At 48.6% G+C, this 19,647-nt stretch carries 18 protein-coding genes; 14 read left to right on the top strand and 4 right to left on the bottom strand.

Going from position 1 to position 19,647, the window contains the following annotated elements; genetic code table 11:
- Window positions 1-8: 8 nt before the first annotated feature.
- Window positions 9-1,250, top strand: a complete 1,242-nt coding sequence (locus tag MMIC_RS04910) for a GGDEF domain-containing protein (protein WP_072659339.1) — start codon at window positions 9-11, stop codon at window positions 1,248-1,250.
- Window positions 1,251-1,393: 143 nt separating this feature from the next.
- On the opposite strand, the gene MMIC_RS04905 is transcribed toward MMIC_RS04910, so the two are convergent.
- The 4 genes from MMIC_RS04905 to MMIC_RS04890 are packed head-to-tail and all read right to left on the bottom strand — an operon-like array spanning window position 1,394 to window position 4,314.
- Window positions 1,394-1,987: a PilZ domain-containing protein gene (locus MMIC_RS04905; protein WP_072659338.1), complete on the bottom strand. Its 594-nt coding sequence runs from the start codon at window positions 1,985-1,987 to the stop codon at window positions 1,394-1,396.
- The gene (locus tag MMIC_RS04900; RefSeq protein WP_072659337.1) at window positions 1,980-3,563 is read right to left on the bottom strand and encodes an HD domain-containing phosphohydrolase; all 1,584 of its coding nucleotides are present in this window, start codon (window positions 3,561-3,563) and stop codon (window positions 1,980-1,982) included. Before MMIC_RS04900 ends, MMIC_RS04905 begins: the two co-directional genes overlap by 8 nt.
- Window positions 3,563-4,051 (bottom strand): response regulator, encoded by a 489-nt coding sequence (locus tag MMIC_RS04895; RefSeq protein ID WP_072659336.1) that lies wholly within the window; start codon window positions 4,049-4,051, stop codon window positions 3,563-3,565. Before MMIC_RS04895 ends, MMIC_RS04900 begins: the two co-directional genes overlap by 1 nt.
- 2 nt (window positions 4,052-4,053) lie before the next feature.
- Complete coding sequence (locus MMIC_RS04890; RefSeq protein ID WP_083530452.1) at window positions 4,054-4,314, bottom strand: hypothetical protein; 261 nt, start codon at window positions 4,312-4,314, stop codon at window positions 4,054-4,056.
- A gap of 331 nt (window positions 4,315-4,645) precedes the next feature.
- Between MMIC_RS04890 and MMIC_RS04885 the strand changes: the two genes are divergently transcribed.
- From MMIC_RS04885 to MMIC_RS04825, 13 genes are all read left to right on the top strand, one after another.
- Window positions 4,646-6,043 (top strand): sigma-54-dependent transcriptional regulator, encoded by a 1,398-nt coding sequence (locus MMIC_RS04885; protein ID WP_072659334.1) that lies wholly within the window; start codon window positions 4,646-4,648, stop codon window positions 6,041-6,043.
- A gap of 206 nt (window positions 6,044-6,249) precedes the next feature.
- Complete coding sequence (locus MMIC_RS04880; RefSeq protein ID WP_143144881.1) at window positions 6,250-8,211, top strand: tetratricopeptide repeat protein; 1,962 nt, start codon at window positions 6,250-6,252, stop codon at window positions 8,209-8,211.
- On the top strand, window positions 8,208-9,569 hold the full coding sequence (locus MMIC_RS04875; protein WP_072659333.1) for a sigma-54-dependent transcriptional regulator: 1,362 nt from the start codon (window positions 8,208-8,210) through the stop codon (window positions 9,567-9,569). The genes MMIC_RS04880 and MMIC_RS04875 overlap by 4 nt, the downstream gene beginning before the upstream one ends.
- A 49-nt stretch (window positions 9,570-9,618) precedes the next feature.
- A complete protein-coding gene (gene flgB, locus MMIC_RS04870) occupies window positions 9,619-10,026 on the top strand; it encodes a flagellar basal body rod protein FlgB (RefSeq protein ID WP_227819364.1) in 408 nt (135 codons plus the stop codon).
- Entirely contained in the window at window positions 10,026-10,472 is a 447-nt protein-coding gene (gene flgC / locus MMIC_RS04865) for a flagellar basal body rod protein FlgC (RefSeq protein WP_072659332.1), read from the top strand. The genes flgB and flgC overlap by 1 nt, the downstream gene beginning before the upstream one ends.
- Window positions 10,473-10,481: 9 nt before the next feature.
- Complete coding sequence (fliE, locus tag MMIC_RS04860; RefSeq protein ID WP_072659331.1) at window positions 10,482-10,790, top strand: flagellar hook-basal body complex protein FliE; 309 nt, start codon at window positions 10,482-10,484, stop codon at window positions 10,788-10,790.
- A 12-nt stretch (window positions 10,791-10,802) separates the two neighbouring features.
- Window positions 10,803-12,446, top strand: coding sequence for a flagellar basal-body MS-ring/collar protein FliF (gene fliF, locus MMIC_RS04855; protein ID WP_072659330.1), 1,644 nt, complete (start codon window positions 10,803-10,805; stop codon window positions 12,444-12,446).
- Window positions 12,443-13,444, top strand: coding sequence for a flagellar motor switch protein FliG (gene fliG, locus MMIC_RS04850; RefSeq protein ID WP_072659329.1), 1,002 nt, complete (start codon window positions 12,443-12,445; stop codon window positions 13,442-13,444). The genes fliF and fliG overlap by 4 nt, the downstream gene beginning before the upstream one ends.
- Before the next feature lie 104 nt (window positions 13,445-13,548).
- Window positions 13,549-14,196, top strand: a complete 648-nt coding sequence (locus tag MMIC_RS04845) for a FliH/SctL family protein (protein WP_227819363.1) — start codon at window positions 13,549-13,551, stop codon at window positions 14,194-14,196.
- Window positions 14,147-15,601 (top strand): FliI/YscN family ATPase, encoded by a 1,455-nt coding sequence (locus MMIC_RS04840; RefSeq protein WP_227819362.1) that lies wholly within the window; start codon window positions 14,147-14,149, stop codon window positions 15,599-15,601. The genes MMIC_RS04845 and MMIC_RS04840 overlap by 50 nt, the downstream gene beginning before the upstream one ends.
- On the top strand, window positions 15,546-15,986 hold the full coding sequence (locus tag MMIC_RS04835) for a hypothetical protein (protein WP_072659326.1): 441 nt from the start codon (window positions 15,546-15,548) through the stop codon (window positions 15,984-15,986). Before MMIC_RS04840 ends, MMIC_RS04835 begins: the two co-directional genes overlap by 56 nt.
- A 2-nt stretch (window positions 15,987-15,988) precedes the next feature.
- Window positions 15,989-16,675 (top strand): MotE family protein, encoded by a 687-nt coding sequence (locus MMIC_RS04830; RefSeq protein WP_072659325.1) that lies wholly within the window; start codon window positions 15,989-15,991, stop codon window positions 16,673-16,675.
- A 72-nt stretch (window positions 16,676-16,747) separates the two neighbouring features.
- A complete protein-coding gene (locus tag MMIC_RS04825; protein ID WP_227819361.1) occupies window positions 16,748-19,609 on the top strand; it encodes a hypothetical protein in 2,862 nt (953 codons plus the stop codon).
- Window positions 19,610-19,647 lie beyond the last annotated feature (38 nt).

Below are 19,647 nucleotides of genomic sequence, written 5' to 3'. Positions count from 1 at the left end.
TATTCAGCATGAGTCAGATGGAAAACCTGAATCAGTTACTTGATGATATGGACGACATTCGTCCAATCGTGATTGCAGCCATGCCCGATGATTTTGAACTGCGCAATAAAACACGTCGCATGATTTCGATACTAGAACAGCTCAGACAGTCCCCCGGCATTCCCCATGATACATATGTCTGGGTAATCAAGCTGTTTGCCAAATTTCTCGACGTCGAACATGGCGCAATGCTTCGCCCCACACATAGCGGCACCATCCCGGCAGAAAGCAGGGCCAAACTTGAATCACAGGCCATGGAAAGGTTGAATTTCTTTCAGGAGGCGCAACGCGACCTGCCTGCGACATACAGCATTCTCGACCGAAGCAGCAACCTGATCGGCAAGCACACAGCTGTTGATGCATCCCTTAAAGAGAGAGCCCAGCATCTGGAAAACCTGATCAAACAACGCTTACAACAAGACAGTAGCCTGCGCGCAGAACTGCATCAACTAATCAATGCATTCAGCCCGTCACTTGAAGCAATTTCCAAAGTGCTGGAAGAAGCCGGTGAAGAATCCCCTGACCTTAAACTGGCCAAACAGCTACTGGAACAGGATCTTCCGGATGATATAGATCAGGCCCGGGCCATGCTGCAAACGGCCCGCGAGGGCATACTCAAGGCAGGCAACAAAATCACTTCCGCCAGTGAAAAACTGCACGAAACCCTGCAAAACAACATGCAACAGCTCTCACAACTGTCTCAGCAGCTCGTAGAGGCAGAAACAGAAGCTCGCAACGACCCGCTGACCGGCCTGTCAAACCGCAGAAGACTGGCGGAATTCCTGAAAGAACTCGGACAGTCCAATTTCTGTTTTGTAGTTGTCGACATTGATCATTTCAAGAAAATCAATGACACCTATGGTCATGATGTTGGTGATGAGATTCTGCAACAGGTCGGCGATATGCTGGATGATTGCACTCGAAAAACAGATCTGGCTGCCCGGGTCGGTGGCGAAGAATTTTGCATTGTTTTTCCACAAACAGATTTGACTACCAGCGCCCGATTGGCCGAATCACTGCGAGAGTCCATTGCCATGATGCCATTCAGAACTTCCGGCGGCATTATCGAACTCACCATCAGCATTGGTGTTGCAGAGCATATCGTTGGAAAAGAACACAGCATCACCTTCAAGGCTGCAGATGAAGCGTTATATCATGCCAAAACGCATGGACGCAATCAGGTTACCTGTGCGCCCGTCGAAAAGCATTGATGTGAGTGCAGCTATACGGAACCGTACAAGAGACATATGAAACAACCACAAAGCTATAAAACCAGGAAGAGTGATTGTGATTAACCCGTCACCAACAAGCCCTCGGCATTAATAAAAGGAGGACCGTGCTACGTTTAGCAAGCTCAGGAATTCACTTCTGAATCAAGTTCAGCATTACGGCCTCTTGCCCTGATCATTTCGCGATGACGGCGATACACGTATTTTGCTACGGTATCCTCTTCTTCATCACAGCGGTAATAAAACTGTGCACCAATGCGCTTGCGCCCATCCTGGGAGGCATCCACACGTTTAATCACGGCCAGCAACTCAAGCGTGGAAGGTGGAAATGAGGGCAGCATAAGGGTGATTTTACTGACATCACCGACCTGATAATCATTCTCCGAGATGAAACTGGCCCCGGTAACACTCAGATTAACGGCCTTATCCTGCATATCGCTATGACTGGCTTCATTGAGCATATTTACACCAATCAGATAATTCAACTTGGCATCAAGCGCCTCAAGCGCACCTGAAAGTTCCGGGTTCACATCCTGACCATCGCCGGCAAAAATATCCTTACCCACCATGTTCTGAAGCATGCTATTCTGTCTGGATTTGATACCCACCTTGGATTTATTGACCTCAAAAGCTTCCCTTGTCATTTTTTCATCACAAATAGGGATAATGTCGTCAACGCGAAAGTCCTGCCTGCCATGTTCATCAATAGCTTTAACCATAATTTCGTACCTCAGTCTTTACTGTAATCAGGGCTGATATCGGCATCACGCCTTCCAACTCATGCTGTGCTTCAGCTTGCGTATGAACCACACCACGTTCAATTGCAGCAATCGCAACTTCTACCACTCTTGGATCAAATTGCGTGCCAGAACCTTTTTTCAATTGCTCCAGACAAAATGACAGAGGCCGGGCCATACGATAGACCCTGTGTGTGGTCATCGCATCAATGGCATCTGCCACACACACAATGCGCGCCTCAAATGGAATATCCTCTCCCGCAAGCTGGTCGGGATAACCCAATCCGTCATACCGCTCGTGGTGATGACGAAGCATCAAACGCTCTCGCACCATGGTGTCCATGTTCTGAAGAATATTATCTCCAATTGCCGGATGCGCCTTCATAATGGCAAATTCTTCATCAGAATAGCGACCCGGTTTAAGCAGCACCGCATCCGGAATGCCGCATTTACCGATATCGTGCAGCAATCCACCGGTCCGAATCAAATCAACGTGATCAGGTTCCAGACCAAGATCCTCAGCAAATACGGCTGAGAGCGCTCCAACCCTGCCTGAGTGGTCTCTGGTGTAACGGTCACGCGCTTCCAGCGAGCGCACCAGCGCAATCAGGGTCTCACGCATATTATCTGCCAGTGCAGCATGTACTGCCCGGTTATCCAGCAGGGTATCCAGCTCTTTGACCAGCAGGCCAAGAATCTGTTTTGTTTCACTTTTTAAAACTGTTTTAGATGCTGGCTCAAGCAGACAAAGAACCCCCATGCAGACACCCTGCAGACGCACCGGGATAGCAATATGGTGTGGCTCATTCAAACCTGGCCAGCATTCACCCCCGGGGGCTTCATCAGATGACTGGATCAGCTCCTCTTCACCACTGATCAGCGTCTTGAAGTGAGTAGCATCCAGACTGCATGATGTTTCAACATCACCAATGCCCTGCTGCGCAACCATGACCAGCTTATGTTGATTGCGCTCGAAGAAAGCCAGATAACCGCCTTTCGCATGTACAACTTCAACAGCAAGATTCAATGCAGATGCACACACCGAAGAGACATCATGATGCGCCGGAATTTCATCGAACATGCGGTAGACCAGCCCCATTCGACGATCCATTTCAAACATCTCAGGCAGCAGCCGGTCTGCAGAACGAATCGGACGTTTGGGCTTCACAGCAGGCGCGGCAGCCTCCGGATGCTGACTAAGCATTTTCTCCAGGCATTCAAGCAATACATCGGGGGCAAATGGCTTGGCCAGCACATGCTCGATTCCCAACTGCAAGGCCTGCGCCATTCTGGCTGAAGTCAGAAAACCACTCATGAGAATGGTCGGTGGCATCATCACGCCTTCTTCATTCAGCTTGGCGATCAACTCCAGAACATTACCGTCGCCAAGGCTCATATCTGTTATCAGGCCACCCCACTGCTCAGAAGTCAGTGCAGCCCTGGCCTCTTCCAGACTTCCGACCTGAGTAACCTTGGCATCCTCACTCAGCTCACCGGCGATTTCAGCAACCACCTCTCTAACGGCAGGTTGATCTTCAACTATCAACAAACTCAGCATCAGTATTTACTTCCGGTCATACTTTGGCCATAGGCTTTTACAGCTGCCGCACCGGACTTCTGCAACGTTTCGCCAAACTGGTGAGTCTCTCCGGTCATCTCATTCCATTTGCGCAGCAATTGCTGGTAGCGGATTGCATTATCCACCCTGACGCGAATTTCAGGCAACTGGAAAGGCTTGCTGACAAAATCGTATGCCCCCTGCTCTACAGCATGCAGGGCATTTTCAATACCTGAGTAACCGGTCATCAGAATAACCAGCGTATCGCATGGGGTTTCATGGATGTAGCGGAGTAGTGTCAAGCCGTCTGCCCCGGGCATGACAATATCACTCAACAAAAGGTCAAAGTGCTCTTGCTTCAACGCCTCAAGCGCTGTGTCACCCCGGCTATGAACAACCACGTCATATTCAGCCTCCAGCAGATACTCCTCTAGCAGAGAGGCTAAAGCATCATCATCTTCGGCCAACAATAATCTGGATCGAGCCACTACTAACCTCCAAATCTATCATTCGATCTATAGAGGTTAAGCAAGTGTGATTCCAAAGCCTTCTCACCTGGCTTTTGTTGCGGGTGCGACTGGCTATCGGAAGCAAGCAGGGACTGGTGCTCCTGAGCCTTGGGTGAAATATTAACATGGTCATTTGCAGGTTTTGCTAAAGGCGCGTTACTATTTGATATGGAAGGGCTTTTACCATTCTGATGGAGAAGTCTATTGATCAATCCATCGACAGGCTGAATACTAATTGCCATCTGATTTACCTCCATAAGCCACCCGAACCACACAATATAAAGTGATTTGTAGTATTAAACATATCGGCTCATAAAACGGTGACTTTAGTCATATAAAGCGTCAAAATCCTCCCGCTCACAAATAGCACTCAAAGATTCTTTTTAAATCAATAGGTTGCATGACAGAATAATCCTGCATCGTAAAGTGCAAAGCAAATTTGGCGAGCATGATTTAGCCTCACCATGCATAAACGCGTATCCATTTCATGATTGCCTTGCATTTCTAATTTCATGCGTCATTATTTTGACTTGGAAGTGCCTAAAGTTAGAATAGGAAAGGGAGACACGCGCTGTGAAACAGTCTGCATTCATACTGCTGGTTGAAGACAATGAAGACTTTCGGCTGATTCTTCAGGAAGCACTGGAGACCGCCGGCTACCACGTCACAAGTGCTGCCAATGCTACACGAGCCCGTGAAGCTATGCTGCTGGGCAAATTTGATCTGACCATTCTTGACGTCCGCCTCCCCGACGGCAATGGCATTGAGTTGATGCGTGAATTCCGTCAAAGCGATCCGGATATGGGTATCATTATCATGACGGGTTATGCAGAGGTAGATACAGCCGTGGATGCAGTTCGACTGGGCGCCAATGATTTCCTGAAGAAACCATTTGATATTGATGAGATGCTGGTGCGTATCGGTGAGTTGATGAAAACCCGTCAGCTTAAAAAGGACAATCAGAACCTGCGCGAACAGATTCGCAGCAAAGACAGTGCGGTCGGCCTGATCGGGCAATGCAATTCGATTCGAAAGCTGCAGGAGACCATCCAGCTTCTTGCCAATTCCGACAGTACTGTCTTGATCTCCGGAGAATCCGGATGCGGCAAAGAGGTACTGGCGAAAGCGCTGCATAAATCCGGCACACGCTCGGGCAAACCCATGGTATCTATCAACTGCGGAGCCATCCCTGAAGAACTGCTTGAATCCGAGCTGTTCGGACATGTAAAGGGTGCTTTTACCGGCGCCATCCGCGCCCGCCCCGGCCGCTTTGAAATCGCCAATGGTGGCACTATTTTTCTCGATGAGATCGGCGACATGAGCGCCAAACTTCAAGTGAAACTACTACGCGTCTTGCAGGAGCGCTGCTTTGAACCTGTTGGCAGTCAGCAAAGCATTCAGGTGGATGTGCGGGTAATCGCGGCCACACATAGGGATCTGGAAGAAGAGATCAAAGCGGGGCGCTTCCGGGAAGACCTCTACTATCGCTTGAATGTCATCCCGCTGCACCTGGCACCATTAAAAGAGCGTGGTGACGACGTATTGCTGCTGGCCAAACATTTCATCTCCCGATTCAATGAGGAGAAAAACGCTCAAATCACAGGCTTCTCTGAAGATGCGAAACGCGCCATTCTATCGTATGCATGGCCAGGAAATGTGCGTGAATTACAGAACCTGATTGAACGCGTCACCACACTGAAACGAGAGGGGGAAGTTGAGATAGAGGACCTCCCATCCCGCATGATCAGCGATAAAGAACGTGTTCTGCAAAGCTTCCAGATGGATGTACAATCCGCTGACAGCATTGATCTGAAAGCTACTGTGGATGAGTTTGAAAGCCATCTCATCCTCTCGGCACTGAAACGCTTCGACTGGAACAAAAACCGTGCAGCCAATTTTTTGGCGATGAATCGAACAACACTGGTAGAGAAAATCAAAAAGAAGGGCTTGCAGCCATCCGAACTGGCATGAATGCTCCGGAGCGATCCACTTTTTTCATCTTGAACAACTTGCCTGCTGCGACAGTTGGTTTATTGACAGTCAACCTCACGCATTAAGAGCGGCAACAAACAACCTTAACGCAAACACCAGACCTTGCATCGAGTACCCAGGCAAGGCTCTTAAGTTTCTCCATAAACAGCATGAAAGATTCGGCATGAAACTTGCGAAGTGCTGGCATGATTCGCATTTTCTTCATTTTCCTGAGTATCATTTTGCTATCACCCGCAGTCGGCCAGGCTGAGGAGAGTGATCGCATCAGAGGTGCCAGAATTTACCTCAACAGTGGCAATCCCGAACAAGCTATCCGCACAGCAGAAAGACACTTGAAGAATGCAGACACCCTTCCTTCAGAAAGGCTTGGCCTGCTCAGCCTGATTGCTGAAGCTGAAGATATGCGTGCAACGCACAAACATTTTGACAATATCAAGGCGGCTATCCGTGCGATTGAGAGCGTGAACCGGGAGTTTCCTGATAATCCGAAAGCTGCTGAGTTCAGGTGGCGACGGGCCTGGTTACAGTGGAAAGCAGGTGACAGCAAAAGAGCCGTTACTTCGGCCCGTGAAATTATCTCCATAGACCAGCAGCCAGATAACCTTCGTCGCGCCTGGCTATTGATGGCGCGCATCCACTTGCAACAGGAACACTACGCATATGCACGCAGCGACCTGCTCCAATACGGGCTGCAAGTGAAGCATAAGAGCCGTGAGCAGGCTATCGGCATGGCATGGTTGTCCATTGTGGATCAGGGAGAGTCCCGTCCTGCTGTTGCGCTTAAAAGCCTGCAAAAAATTTATCAGCAATGGCCCGATATCATCACCGGCGAACCGATCCTGTATTCCACATTTATTCACCTGCTGCATAAATATGACAAACAGAAACAGGCATTCGAACTTGCTGAGACCTTTATCAAACAACACATCAACAAGCCGGAAGCAGCATCCGTACGATTGATTCGTGCAGATATTCTGGCTACCGACAACAGTACTGTTCCCCTGGCCATTAAAGAGTATGGCATACTGGCCAGCACGCAGGCTGAAACGGCTATCGGACGAAAAGCATTTATTCGCAAGTTAATGCTGGATACTCGTGATGAGCAGGAGAGAGATAAACTCTTACCGTCCATGATTGCGCTGAAAAAAATAGCCGATACCAACCAGCTCTCATTGATCGAAGATGAAGCGATGCTTGCTCTGGCCAGACTCTGGACCCGCATTGATGAACCTTCTGCCGACAAGCTGAATTCACCTGCATTGCAAGCCTATGCACGCGCGGCCATATCCAACGACACCCGCATTGCTCAGGCAGCTTCCAAGGAAGGGGCTCACTGGCTGCACAAAAGTCTGCAGGAGATGCTTAAACGGGAGATGTGGCTCAAAGCCGTAAGTATCTGGCAGCAATACCCTCAGCTGCGCCCGGAACCCCGGAGCTCTCAAGACCTCCGTCTCGGCATCGCCCATGCCATGCGCATGTTGATGTTGTTCACTGGTTCGGAAGAGCTATTGAAAGCTTTACACAAAGAAAACGGCTCCAATATTCGAGGCCAGCGTGCAATGATGGAGCTTGCAAAGCTATGGATGGACCGGCAGGACAAAGATGGCGTTGAAAAAATCATGCGCTGGCTTAATCGCAATGAGTTCACCATCTACAGACCTGAAATACTGGTCACCGTCGCCCGTATTCAGTTTACACAGGGCCAGCATGAAGCTGCACGACAAACCATCAATACTGTTCATGCCGCTGATACAGCATTGGAATCGCGTGCCAGCTACTGGAAAATAAAGGCTGAAATATCTGAGGCGCTGCAGAGGTGGCATGGTGCCGCCAGCGCGTGGAGAGAATATAGCAACAGTAAAAATGCCGATCAACATGCCGGATTAAACAATCAGGCCCGCAGTCATTTTGAAGCAAAAGAGTTTGCCGCCGCCTACAAGCTGTACAGCAAAATAGTCGAAACAAAACGTGATGCATCGTGGTTTTATCATGCTGCGATTTGCGAATTAAAAACCGGGAAAACCAAACAAGCCATAGAGCGTCTGCAAAAGCTTGCATCACAAAAAGATGCTGGCACTTACAGCTCGCTGGCCAAGCTGGCACTGGCCAATCAACAGGCAAAAATTTTACTCGGAGCAAAACCATGAGTTTATCCAAAATTGTTTTGATTGGTTTTCCTCAGCATGAGGATGCCGAACTACGCGTGCAATTGGGCAAGTTATTGCCGGATACATTTATTGAATCCCCACCAGCCGAAACCTTCGACCTGCAATGCAGCAATGATACCCTGATTTTCATCTGGGATTCGGTCACCTCTCCATCCATAGTCAGGCGTCTGTTTGACCACAATCCCCAGGCCAACATCGTAGTTCTGAGTCATAATGGTCAAAGCGAACGCGCAGCAGATCTAATGCATCTGGGCGCTATTGACTACCGCATACTGCCAGTTCCTGATGATGTGCTGGAGATTTACATCCGTAAAAGCGGCCATCAGAGCGCGCTTGCTCAGCAGGCCAGCGAACAACAATCCAGTGCAAAAAACAAACAGGATGTTTTCGTAACCGAAGATATCGAAACACGCCGCCTGCTCGACCGCGTTGCCCTGATCGCCCCCAGTTGTGCCTCAGTACTGGTAATCGGCGAGTCCGGTACCGGTAAAGAACGCCTGTCCCGCTATGTTCACGCCTGTTCCAACCGCAATGACCAGAACTTTATTGCTATTAACTGTGCCGCCATCCCGGAAGGTGTACTCGAAGCAGAACTGTTCGGCCATGAAAAAGGTGCGTTTACCGGCGCCACAGCAGCCCGGCCAGGTAAATTTGAACTGGCTCACGAGGGTACACTACTGCTTGATGAAATCACTGAAATGCCCATCCATCTACAAGCCAAACTGCTGCGCGTATTGCAGGAAGGAGAAGTAGACCGGCTCGGCGGGCGCAAACCGGTAAAAATTGATGTGCGGGTGATTGCCACCAGTAACAGGGATATTACCAAAGCCGTACAGAACGGAGAGTTTCGTCAGGACCTCTATTACCGCCTGAATGTGGTCACCATTCAGCTCCCTCCCTTGCGGGACCGAAGAGGTGACATTCTTCCTTTAGCTATGCATTTCCTTGAACGTTTCAGTCAGATGTATAAACGGCCAGCCCCCCAGCTTAGCGAGCAGGCCATTCAACACCTGAGCACCCACCCCTGGCCGGGAAATGCCCGCGAACTGGAAAACTGTATGCATCGCGCATTCCTGATGGCCATGGATAGCCGGATTGATGTGGAGCATCTGGCCCTCGATTTCGTTCCCGACAATTTCAACAATGAGGAGAATAATTCTTCGGATGCTGTACAGGCCGGTGTCTCCATCCGCGATATGGAACGCGCCCTGATTGAAAAAACTCTGGTTCACGTGCAGGGCAACCGCACAGAAGCGGCTGAATTACTCGGCATCAGCATCCGAACCCTGAGAAATAAACTGCATGGTTATGAGTCTGGCATGTCACTTGCTGGATAGATGCACAAGTCTGAGGAACAGCGACATTTTAATGACGGAGGCAGATATCATGATCGACATATTTGGAAGCGGTTTCCAACGACTTGAATCAGCCCTTGTGGCTCGAGAAGAAGCACAAGGCGTACATTCCAGTAATGTTGCCAATGCAGACACCCCAAATTACAGGGCAGATGCTCGAACCTTTGCTGATTTTCTCAACGAGCGGCAAAGCGGCCACACTGCCGGGCCTGTTGCCACAACGCACGCATCACACTTTAAAGACAGCAATAACGGTCGTTTAGCTAATAGCAGTCTGTTTCACTCACAGTCATCTCGCAGAATGGATGGCAATACCGTTGACATGCAGAAAGAGATGGCACGCATGGCTGAAAATCAATTGATGCATGAGTTATCCATGCGCCTGATCAAAGGTAAGCTTTCCGGTCTCACCAATGCGATCAAGGAGGGTAACCGCTAATGGGTAATGATCTGTTAAGCTCCATGCACATCAGCGCATCCGGCATGTCCGCACAACGGACAAGAATGGACATCGTAGCGGAAAATATTGCCAATGCAGAATCCACACGCACATCTGAAGGAGGCCCTTATCGACGCAGACAGGTCGTTTTCCAGGCATCCCCTGAACAGCAAAATTTTTCAGGTATTTTCAACAGCACCTTCATGAAAGATCGCCTTCAGACAGTCAAAGCGGCCTATGTAGCTCAGGACCCGACGCCATTTCGTCAGGTGTTTGACCCTTCACATCCTGATGCCAATGAGAAAGGTATCGTCAATCTGCCGAATGTGAATTCGGTTGAAGAGATGGTGGATATGAATTCAGCAGCACGCAGTTTTGAAGCCAATGTCACTACCATGGAAGCATCCAAACGCATGTTTCTCAAATCACTTGAATTGCTGCGATAGGAGATCACTATGAATATTCAGGGATACCAGACTGTATCAGGCCTTACTAACTCCAATAGCATGCCGGTTGGTGATCAGAAAAGCGTGACGAACGGAGGAGAAAACTTTGCCTCCATGCTTAAAGCTTATACTGAACAGGTCAATCACGACACTAAAGCCGCTGCCAAAGCAGGTGAATCACTTGCGGCAGGTGAAAGTCTAAACACATCAGAAACCCTGCTGGCCATCCAGAAGGCAAGCTTGTCATTTGAAATGATGCTTGGCGTACGCAACAAGCTTGTCGACGCGTACCGCGAAGTTATTCGCATGCAGGTATAGAGGATATAAATCATGGCTGACTCATTAACGCCACATAACCCGATGACCCCGAACACCATTGAAGCTTCTGCCCAGACTGCCGGGGGAGCTGAAGGGGCAACGATTCAGGTGCCACAGATGCTGGCCAAGTACAGGAGAATCCTCCTGTTTGCTGCTGCCTGCCTGATGTTAACCGGCTTTATCAGCCTTGTGCTCTGGTCTTCGGAAAAGCCATATCGCGCTGTTTATGCAGGCATGGCTGAAAAAGATGCTGCAGGTGTCGTTGAAATGCTGCAGAAAGAACATATCCCCTATCGCCTTGAAGGCGGCGGCACCATTATGGTTCCGGAAGATCAGGTCTATCAGGTTCGTTTAACTCTGGCTGGTCAGGGCGTGACGCCAAGTGGAACCACCGGCTTTGAAATTTTCGATCAGAGTAATGAGTTCGGCCTGAGTGATTTCACCAGAAAAATTAATCTGCAGCGTGCCTTGCAGGGTGAACTTGCGCGCACGATTGAAGTGATGCCACAAGTGAGTGCGGCTCGCGTACATCTGGTCATGCCGAAAGAATCTGCATTCACTGACCGGGATCGCAAAGCTACTGCCTCTGTCATGCTGCAGCTCTCCGGTGGTCAGCGACTACCCAAAAAATCAGTACTGGCTATTCAGAACCTGGTTTCAGCCAGCATCCCTGAAATGGATCAAAGTGATGTCACTATCGTTGATGCTGCCGGCTCCCTGCTCTCCAGCAGTGATAAGGAAGCACCAATGTCTGAAGGACAGACCATTGCCGAGTACCAGAGTCGCCTTGAGCAACGTCTTGAAGGTCGTCTGACCGGCATGCTTGAGCAGATCGTCGGCGAAGGTCAGGCCGTGGTACGTGCTTCTGCTGACATCAACCGCGAATTTATCGACCAGAAAAACACCCGTTACAATCCGGATGAGCAGGTTCTGCGCAGCCGCAAATCCATTGAGGAAAAACGCAGTTCAGTAAGTGGTGCCCCACTTGGCGTTCCAGGCCTTGCGTCGAACACACCGGGTGCAAACCCTGTTACTGCTGATGGCTCTGTTGCTCAGCCACCTCAGCCACAGGATCAGGCCAGCCGTATTGAAGATGTGAACAACTATGAAATCAGCAGTACCAGCGAACATCGCATTATACCCTTTGGCAGCATCAATAAGCTTTCAGTGGCTGTCATTGTTGGTGGCTCAACAGTGACCGGTGAAGATGGCGCTCAGAGTTTTACACCGAAAAGCAAGGAGGAACTGGCAAATATCCAGAAGCTGGTTGAGCGCGCCATGGGCTTTAATGAAGACCGCGGGGACTCCGTAGATGTGCAAAGCATGCCGCTGGTAGATATCTCGAGTTCGGCCGATAGCGAAGCGCTGACTGCAGCTGAAAATCAGGCATTCTATATGCAGATTGCACGCTACAGTCTGGCGGGCCTGGCACTGCTGCTACTTGCCTGGTTTGTACTTCGCCCGCTGGCACAACGCATGCAGGAGTCAGCTGAAGCTCAGAAAAAATCTGCCAATGCACTTGGCATGGGCAGCTCGAATCAGCTTTCCAGCGAAGCTTATGCGCGTCTGGCCAATATGGAGCAAGTCAAACACAATGTGGCAAGTGATCCTGATCGTGCCAACAAGGTATTACGTGAATGGGTGGATCCGGCATGAAAGGAAAAGTTCAACTAACAGGAGAAGATAAAGCCGCCATCCTCTTGTTTGCGCTTGGCCCTGAGGCATCTGCTCCATTGGTTCAAGGCATGGATGACAACACCCTCAGCAGGCTCGGCCGTCGCATGGCAGAATTAGGCAAAGTAGATGCCGATGTTCTTAACAGTGTTACTGAAGAATATCTGGAACTGCACCGCTCTGAAGACCCCATGCTTCGCTCCGGCCATAAAGATGTGGTTTCCCTGTTCAAGTATGCCATCGAAAGTGACCGCGCTGACCGGCTGCTCAATGAACTGTCCGCTCCGAAAACACTAACCATCTGGGAAAAGCTGTCGCGATTGAAGCCTGACATGATTTCATCATCTATTTCAGACGAACACCCGCAAACCATCGCACTGATTCTTGGTAATATTGACGCTTCTGTTGCCAGCCGGGTCATTGCCTTACTTCCTGAAGACATGCAGCTCTCCGTAGTCATGCGCATGTCAAAAATCGAATCTGTGCCTCGTGAACTGGTTAAGGATATTGAAGAGACTCTGGAAAGGGAGCTTTCAGATATGCAGGGCGACTCGGGAATCAGCTTCGACGGTATGGTCAGCGTTGTGGATATCCTTAAGGGCCTGGAAAAAGCCGTGGCCCGGCCGATTCTGGATCAATTAAGAGACAAGGATGAAAAGCTGTTTACTCAGGTAGACCGGCTGCTGCTTGTATTCGAAGATCTGATAGATCTCTCTGATCGCGATATCCAGACCATCCTCAAACATATCTCTTCCGATGATCTCGTAAAATCACTTAAGGGAGCTTCTGAAGAAATTGCAGAACGTTTCTTTGGCAATATGTCGCAGCGAGCGGCTGAGATTATGCGCGAAGATATGGAAGTCATGGGGCCAATGAAACTCTCCGATGTTGATGAGGCACAGCAAGCAACGCTGAAAGTCATTCGCAAACTTGACGATGAAGGCGCGATCACCCTAAGCGCCTCAGATGACATGGTTTAAGACGGCTCCTTATGAGCGACATAAAACCACTCTCTTTTCCTCACGGAGAAATTTCCTCTGCAGAAGAAAAGAAAAGTCACTTTCCATTCTCTTCTCTTCAAGTGATGCAACCGCCCACTGATAGTGCACCACGCAGTGTGGACAGCGCCACGCGCATGAAGCAACTCGAACAGATGTTACACGAAGCTCAGGGGCGTGCTGAAATCGTTGAAAAAGAAGCCTATGACAAAGCCTACCTAGCTGGAGAAAAAGCAGGCATGGCGCTTGGCAAAAAACGTGCAGAGCAGATTCTGGAATCTATTGAAGAGTCACTGCATGGTGTAGAGGCGTCATTAGCACCCATTCATCAGGCATTTTCCGAAGCCGTTTTTGATGTTGCTAGACATATTGCTGAACAAATTGTCGGCAAAGCCATTGAACAGGACCACAGTAAATTACTGAAGATTGCCGAGCAGGCTGCTGCCCAGTTGCCGGATACAACTGAATTAAAAGTTGCAGTTTCAGTTGATGATTACGCATCGTTCAAACGCCTGCTTGAAGAGAGCAACAGCCTGACAGTGCTGACTTCCGACATTAACACCGCAAATGGAACCTGTCGCATTGTCTCTGCACAGCAGGATATTCTCATTGATCCGGTGGCTGCAGTTGCCGGTTATCTGGAGCAACTTGCTCCGGCTATGCTGAGTGAAACAGCGGATATGGATGACAAAATCAACAAGCGGTCGGATGATGGACAAACAGAACAGGCCTAGTCTGCCGCTGTGGGATAAAACACTCAGAAAGTCCCTGCTGGAGCAGCAACAATATCACAATCCATTCCCGGTTCGTGGTAAAGTATTCAAAGTTCTCGGCCCGATGCTTGAAGTTACGGGCCTGAAATCCAGCATTGGCCATGCATGTGAGATTCACTGTAGCGCCAGTAGTCCGATCGAAGCAGAGGTCGTGGGTTTTCGTGGTGATCATACTCTGCTGATGCCGGTTGGCAGTACGATAGGCATTGCCCCCGGCGACCCGATTCGCCCGCTCGCCAGCGTGCCTACGATTCGTACCGGTGACCATTTGCTCGGACGTGTTCTCGATGCGCTGGGCAAACCGATGGATAACCGGCCGATGCCGGTAAGCGGTAAAGAGACCAATATTCGTGGAACCAAGCTTAATCCATTTGACCGCCATGTCATTGACACCCCCATGCAACTCGGTGTGCGGGCCATGGATGCCTGCCTGCCAATGGGAAGAGGTCAACGGCTGGGGCTTTTTGCCGGTGCCGGCATTGGCAAAAGCTCACTGTTGGGTATGCTGGCCAGAAACTCCGATGCTGAAGTCAATATTATTGCTCTGATCGGTGAACGAAGCCGTGAAGTGCGTGAATTCCTCGATGTTGCGCTTGGTGAAGAAGCACTGAAAAACAGTGTGGTGATAGTCGCTACATCCGATATGCCGCCAGTGCTTCGTGTTCGGGCAGCATATATCGCCACGACAATCGCCGAAGCATTTCGTGATGAGGGCAAGAATGTACTGCTCATGGTAGACAGTCTGACGCGCATCGCCCAATCTCAACGTGAAATCGGACTGATGCTGGGCGAACCTCCGGCAAGTAAAGGTTATACACCATCCTGTTTCTCTATTATGGCCGATCTGCTGGAACGCTCCGGCCCCGGCGTAAACCCAGGTGATATCAGCGGTCTATATACCGTTCTGATTGAGGGTGATGATCTACAGGCTGATCCTGTTGCGGATTCAGCCATGTCTATTCTGGATGGGCATATCATCTTGGACCGCAAGATTGCCGAGCAGGGTCACTTCCCTGCCATCAATCTACTCAGAAGCGTCAGTCGTCTGGACAACCAGTTACTACCTTCTCATCACATGCAGGCAGTACGCAAATTCCGTAAAAAAATGTCACTCTATGAACGTATGGAAGACATGATTTCGCTTGGTGCATATGAACATGGAACCAACCCGGAACTGGATCAGATTATTTCGATCATGCCTGAAATACGCAGATTTCTACAACAGGAGCTTCATTCCTCCAGCAGCCGCGAAGAATCGGCACAGGGATTGCTAGAGTTAGTTAGCAAGATGAGTAATGAGGAGAGCTTCAATGAAACTCGAAACGTCCCGAATACTAACGCAACTCAGCGAACAAGAGCGCAGTAAAGTAGAAGCTGAGCTGGCTGAGATCAATGGGCGTAAACATATTTTTGAACAACAGCACCAGTCATCCGTAGAGCAAACTCAGCAGCTGAATCGACAGCGGGATCAGGCGATGCGCAACCGTCACAGTGCATCCCTGTTGCAGGCATTCGATACGGCTTTTCGTGAACAGCAGAATATCCAGGTTGCCATGCTTGGTGCTATTAGTGCACTCGAGCAGCAGAAAGAGCTTATTTTAGGCCGTTTGGCAGAAGCCCAGCGTACTCACCATACTTATGACGACTTGCATCAAAAAGCCGTCCGCAAACAATCAAGAGCGGACGACATCAAATCTCAGAGACAACTTGACGACATCGTTGCCTCACGCAAATCAGCGCAGTCGGTGTAATCATGTCATATCGCAAAATTTCCATACTACTATTCGCCATGGTCGGTTTGTCACTCAGCGCCAAAGTCGGCATAAACTTTTTGGCACCTACAAAGCCTCACACCGAGGCAAGCATAAATGCATCAATCCCCGTCAATATTTCTGATGCATCCGTACAGGTAAAAACTGCAGGACTGGAGGATGTAACCGAGCTCAGTGTGGATCAATCCCTGTTGTTGTTGGAAAACTATATTTTTCCTGAGGCTGAAGCAGCCGGCAATGATACACCTTCCAATGAAATCTCGCGCATTTCCGAAGATGGTACTCTGGTTAAATTAAGAGAATACAAAAGTGAACTTGATTCCCGCAAAAGTCTGCTTGATCAGCGTGAACAAAAGCTGCATGAAGCCGAAGAGCAGGTAAAACAACGCATCACCGAACTTGAGCAGCTTGAGGCAAGCATTCAACAGCGGCTACTGGACGAATCCAAAGTCAAAAGCAAAAAGATCAAACGTTTGACAGCTGTTTATGAAGGCATGAAACCTGAACGAGCAGCACCAGTAATCGCCAAGATGGAGCTGGCCACGGTGGTTAAAATTTTCCTGCTCATGGATGAGAAGAAAGTCGGCAAGATTCTGTCATTCCTGCCACCTGAAAAAGCGGTTTTGATTAGTCAGGCTCTTACCCGCCAAATCAGTAGCGTTAAATGAGTTCCATCCAGCACCTGTTCAGTCTGGATTCAAGAGAACATCTCTATAAACATACACGAGAAGAGGCATAATATGAAAAAAAGTGACATGCGATCGGTTGTAAGCGACAGGCCGCTTTTCTACCATCATATGGAGTGGATCCTGATGCATCCGCGTTTTGGTTTCCTGATGATGGGACTGATCGCACTCTCATTCACCCACAATCAAATTCTGGCTGCCATATTGTTCCTGTTCTTTGTTGGCGAGTTAGGCATGCGTATTGCCATCATGCTAAATAAAAGGCGTACTAATCCATACCGTTCATCATTGAACCAGAAAATTGATGCTCTGTTCCTTGTGTTGGACATCGTCGGCATCGCCTCATTACTGATCACCGTATTTGATATTCCCATTGATGCAGAAAATGCTGCAGCCGCTCGATTGATTCGAGCATTTTATCTGCTGCGCACACTGCGCATGTTCCGTTATCTAGACATCCAGAGCGCAATGTATTCCCCGACATACGGCATGCTGATTTCACTGATTATTCTGCTTTCGTTTTTTGCAGAAGATACACTGATGTGGATTATTATTATCTTCTTTGCAGTCGAATTGGCCATTCGACTCCTGATTATGCGGCATATGTCCTATGAGTCGAAAAGAGACAAAATGATTGAATGGGGATACTGGTGGATAGATACCATAGCCACCATCGTAATGATTCCTGCCTTTGCTTTTATTCCATATGGCGGGGCACTTCGAATGCTTCGTCTGGTCAGGCTGCTTCGCCCATGGATGGTTATTGTTCGCAATCTCAAAGAGGTCATGCGTGAAGGCCAGTTTATGCAGGAAATCAACCTCATTGTACTATTGTTGGCTGTATTATCCATAGGTGGCGGTGTCATCGGGCACTACACCCAAGCAGATTTTGATTATAGCCAAAATGGTGTGCTGGACCCGACAGATCAAGGGATGTTTGCTCCGATTTGGTTCGCGTTCCGCATGTTTACCGACCCCGGTAATACGGTCATGTTCCCCCACGAGACATCCATCGCAGTGTTCTCTGTGTTGGCAGTTATTGTTGGCGTATTCATTTTCGCATTCTTTATCGGTATCGGAGCACACATTGTCTCTGGCTTAATGGCAAAATTACGTAATGAGCGACTAAATATCACCAATCATATGGTGATGCTCGGTTGGTCAAAGGTTGCTCCATTTATGGTGTCGCGTTTAAAAACTATCTCTGAACGCAGTTTTTCCAAGCTGAAGTTAGTTGTCCTCAATAGCTCTCAGGAAACACCTGATGAGCTAATCGAACATAACTGGGTTTCCTTCCGCTGGGGAGACCTGGAGGATGTAAAATCCCTCCAACGCATCAACCTGGGTCATGCAAGACAGGCCATCATTAATATTCCTGATGGACATTCCAGTGCTGACAATTTAGCCCATGCCACCTTTTCATTAATTGCCGTAAGAAAAGTAAACCCTGAAATCTACCTTAATGTAGCCACCCCAGGGATGAGTGAGCCACATCTGGACACTCACCATCATATGCTTCAGGTAGGTTGGGACACTACAGAATTCTATAACAAACCTACGGTTGTACTGTCTCAGGCTGACGTAAGAGCGAATCTCCTTCGTAATATACTTTCTTATCGAGACTTTGATCAGATCCTGGAACGCCTGATGATCCCTGATCGTACTGAAGATTCTGCATTACAAATTTCAGAGTGGGGAGGAACCCTGCAACAGGAAGGCGATCAGATCACCCTCAGTTTACCTGATGGCACTCACTCCATGCCTTTAGATATCTTGGCCTCACGACTTATGGTTCGAGGGGTTACCCTTGTTGCAATAACAGATGAAAGCGGGAATTCACGTCCACTATATAAGGCATGCGAATTAAACCTTCCAATTCGTGTTCCATCTATACTTGCTGTGGCAATTAGTCCAAATGCACTATTTTCAGAAACATTTTTTACCATTAAAAAATTCAATGCCATTGAAGCAGCCTCCCCTGTTCAGATGACATTTAAACCAATAGCTGTCTCTAAAGAATTAAACCTTCTCATTTCTGGTTGGGTTGGAAGCCTGCCATTGCTATTGAAGCGGCTACTTGATGACTTTGATCGAATTCACTTAACCCTGATTGATGATCTGACCCATGAAGAACTTGCTGATCAAACAGCGTATCTCAAAAAACGGGTCAATGAAACAGCAGGTGCATGTGATCGCATCAGCATTGATATGGTAACATGGGATTTCAGTAATATGAACTTTCTGAGACCGTACATAGAAACGGCAGACCGAATCTTACTGTCTCGACCTCAGCATATGAAAACAAATGCATATGCAGGCATTTCAACTGTTCTATCCCACTTGGTTACTATCGTTAAAGAGCAGGGAGGAAATCCGGACATTTTTCCAATTCTGGAGGGTCGAGATCAAGCCCGGCTACTTCAGGAAGAATTAGACCGATTCAACATAGGGCTAGAAATTCACGTTACTGTACCTGATGAATTTTATGGTACTTATGTTGCCCATACCAGCTACCACATGTATCGCTCAGAAAATCCTGATGCCTATGAACTACAACGTACATTGCGTCATACTATCGACGACTTGATGGGAGATGTGGGTGATTTAGACGAAATGGACATACAAACACTACAGGTAAATGAAGCGCTACCAGACAATGCAGAATCACTGTTTTCATATTTACTTTCTGAGGGTTATGTATGGATCGGCTACCGGTTAAAAGATAGCTATAATTGGAACGACCCACTTCAAAATACAATTAGAAAATTTTTCCCAAGGGAGGAAGATTACTCTTGCTTAAGACAGCACCAAATCATTCTAAATCCATTTGGAAACCCTGTTTCTCGCCATTCATGGACTGAATTCCGAGACAATATTGTCGAACTAATTGTAATTGGTGAACATGAAACTGACTAATAAGCTCTGATCATACATTTCAATCCAGAGTAAACAAA

Origin of the sequence: Mariprofundus micogutta, assembly GCF_001895085.1 — a bacterium.
Classification (GTDB): domain Bacteria; phylum Pseudomonadota; class Zetaproteobacteria; order Mariprofundales; family Mariprofundaceae; genus Mariprofundus; species Mariprofundus micogutta.
The sequence above is the reverse complement of the archived record's forward strand: the minus strand, read 5'-3'. Positions and strand labels throughout refer to the sequence as shown.

Bases quoted from the DNA above. Each gene is read 5' to 3' on its own strand.
- MMIC_RS04830 (WP_072659325.1), top strand. From the start codon at position 15,989: ATGTCATATCGCAAAATTTCCATACTACTATTCGCCATGGTCGGTTTG.
- MMIC_RS04910 (WP_072659339.1), top strand. From the start codon at position 9: ATGAGTCAGATGGAAAACCTGAATCAGTTACTTGATGATATGGACGAC.
- flgB (WP_227819364.1), top strand. From the start codon at position 9,619: ATGATCGACATATTTGGAAGCGGTTTCCAACGACTTGAATCAGCCCTT.
- MMIC_RS04840 (WP_227819362.1), top strand. From the start codon at position 14,147: ATGACAAAATCAACAAGCGGTCGGATGATGGACAAACAGAACAGGCCT.
- MMIC_RS04890 (WP_083530452.1), bottom strand. From the start codon at position 4,314: ATGGCAATTAGTATTCAGCCTGTCGATGGATTGATCAATAGACTTCTC.
- MMIC_RS04875 (WP_072659333.1), top strand. From the start codon at position 8,208: ATGAGTTTATCCAAAATTGTTTTGATTGGTTTTCCTCAGCATGAGGAT.
- fliG (WP_072659329.1), top strand. From the start codon at position 12,443: ATGAAAGGAAAAGTTCAACTAACAGGAGAAGATAAAGCCGCCATCCTC.
- MMIC_RS04880 (WP_143144881.1), top strand. From the start codon at position 6,250: ATGATTCGCATTTTCTTCATTTTCCTGAGTATCATTTTGCTATCACCC.
- fliE (WP_072659331.1), top strand. From the start codon at position 10,482: ATGAATATTCAGGGATACCAGACTGTATCAGGCCTTACTAACTCCAAT.
- MMIC_RS04900 (WP_072659337.1), bottom strand. From the start codon at position 3,563: ATGCTGAGTTTGTTGATAGTTGAAGATCAACCTGCCGTTAGAGAGGTG.
- MMIC_RS04905 (WP_072659338.1), bottom strand. From the start codon at position 1,987: ATGGTTAAAGCTATTGATGAACATGGCAGGCAGGACTTTCGCGTTGAC.
- MMIC_RS04835 (WP_072659326.1), top strand. From the start codon at position 15,546: ATGAAACTCGAAACGTCCCGAATACTAACGCAACTCAGCGAACAAGAG.
- flgC (WP_072659332.1), top strand. From the start codon at position 10,026: ATGGGTAATGATCTGTTAAGCTCCATGCACATCAGCGCATCCGGCATG.
- MMIC_RS04845 (WP_227819363.1), top strand. From the start codon at position 13,549: ATGCAACCGCCCACTGATAGTGCACCACGCAGTGTGGACAGCGCCACG.
- MMIC_RS04825 (WP_227819361.1), top strand. From the start codon at position 16,748: ATGAAAAAAAGTGACATGCGATCGGTTGTAAGCGACAGGCCGCTTTTC.
- fliF (WP_072659330.1), top strand. From the start codon at position 10,803: ATGGCTGACTCATTAACGCCACATAACCCGATGACCCCGAACACCATT.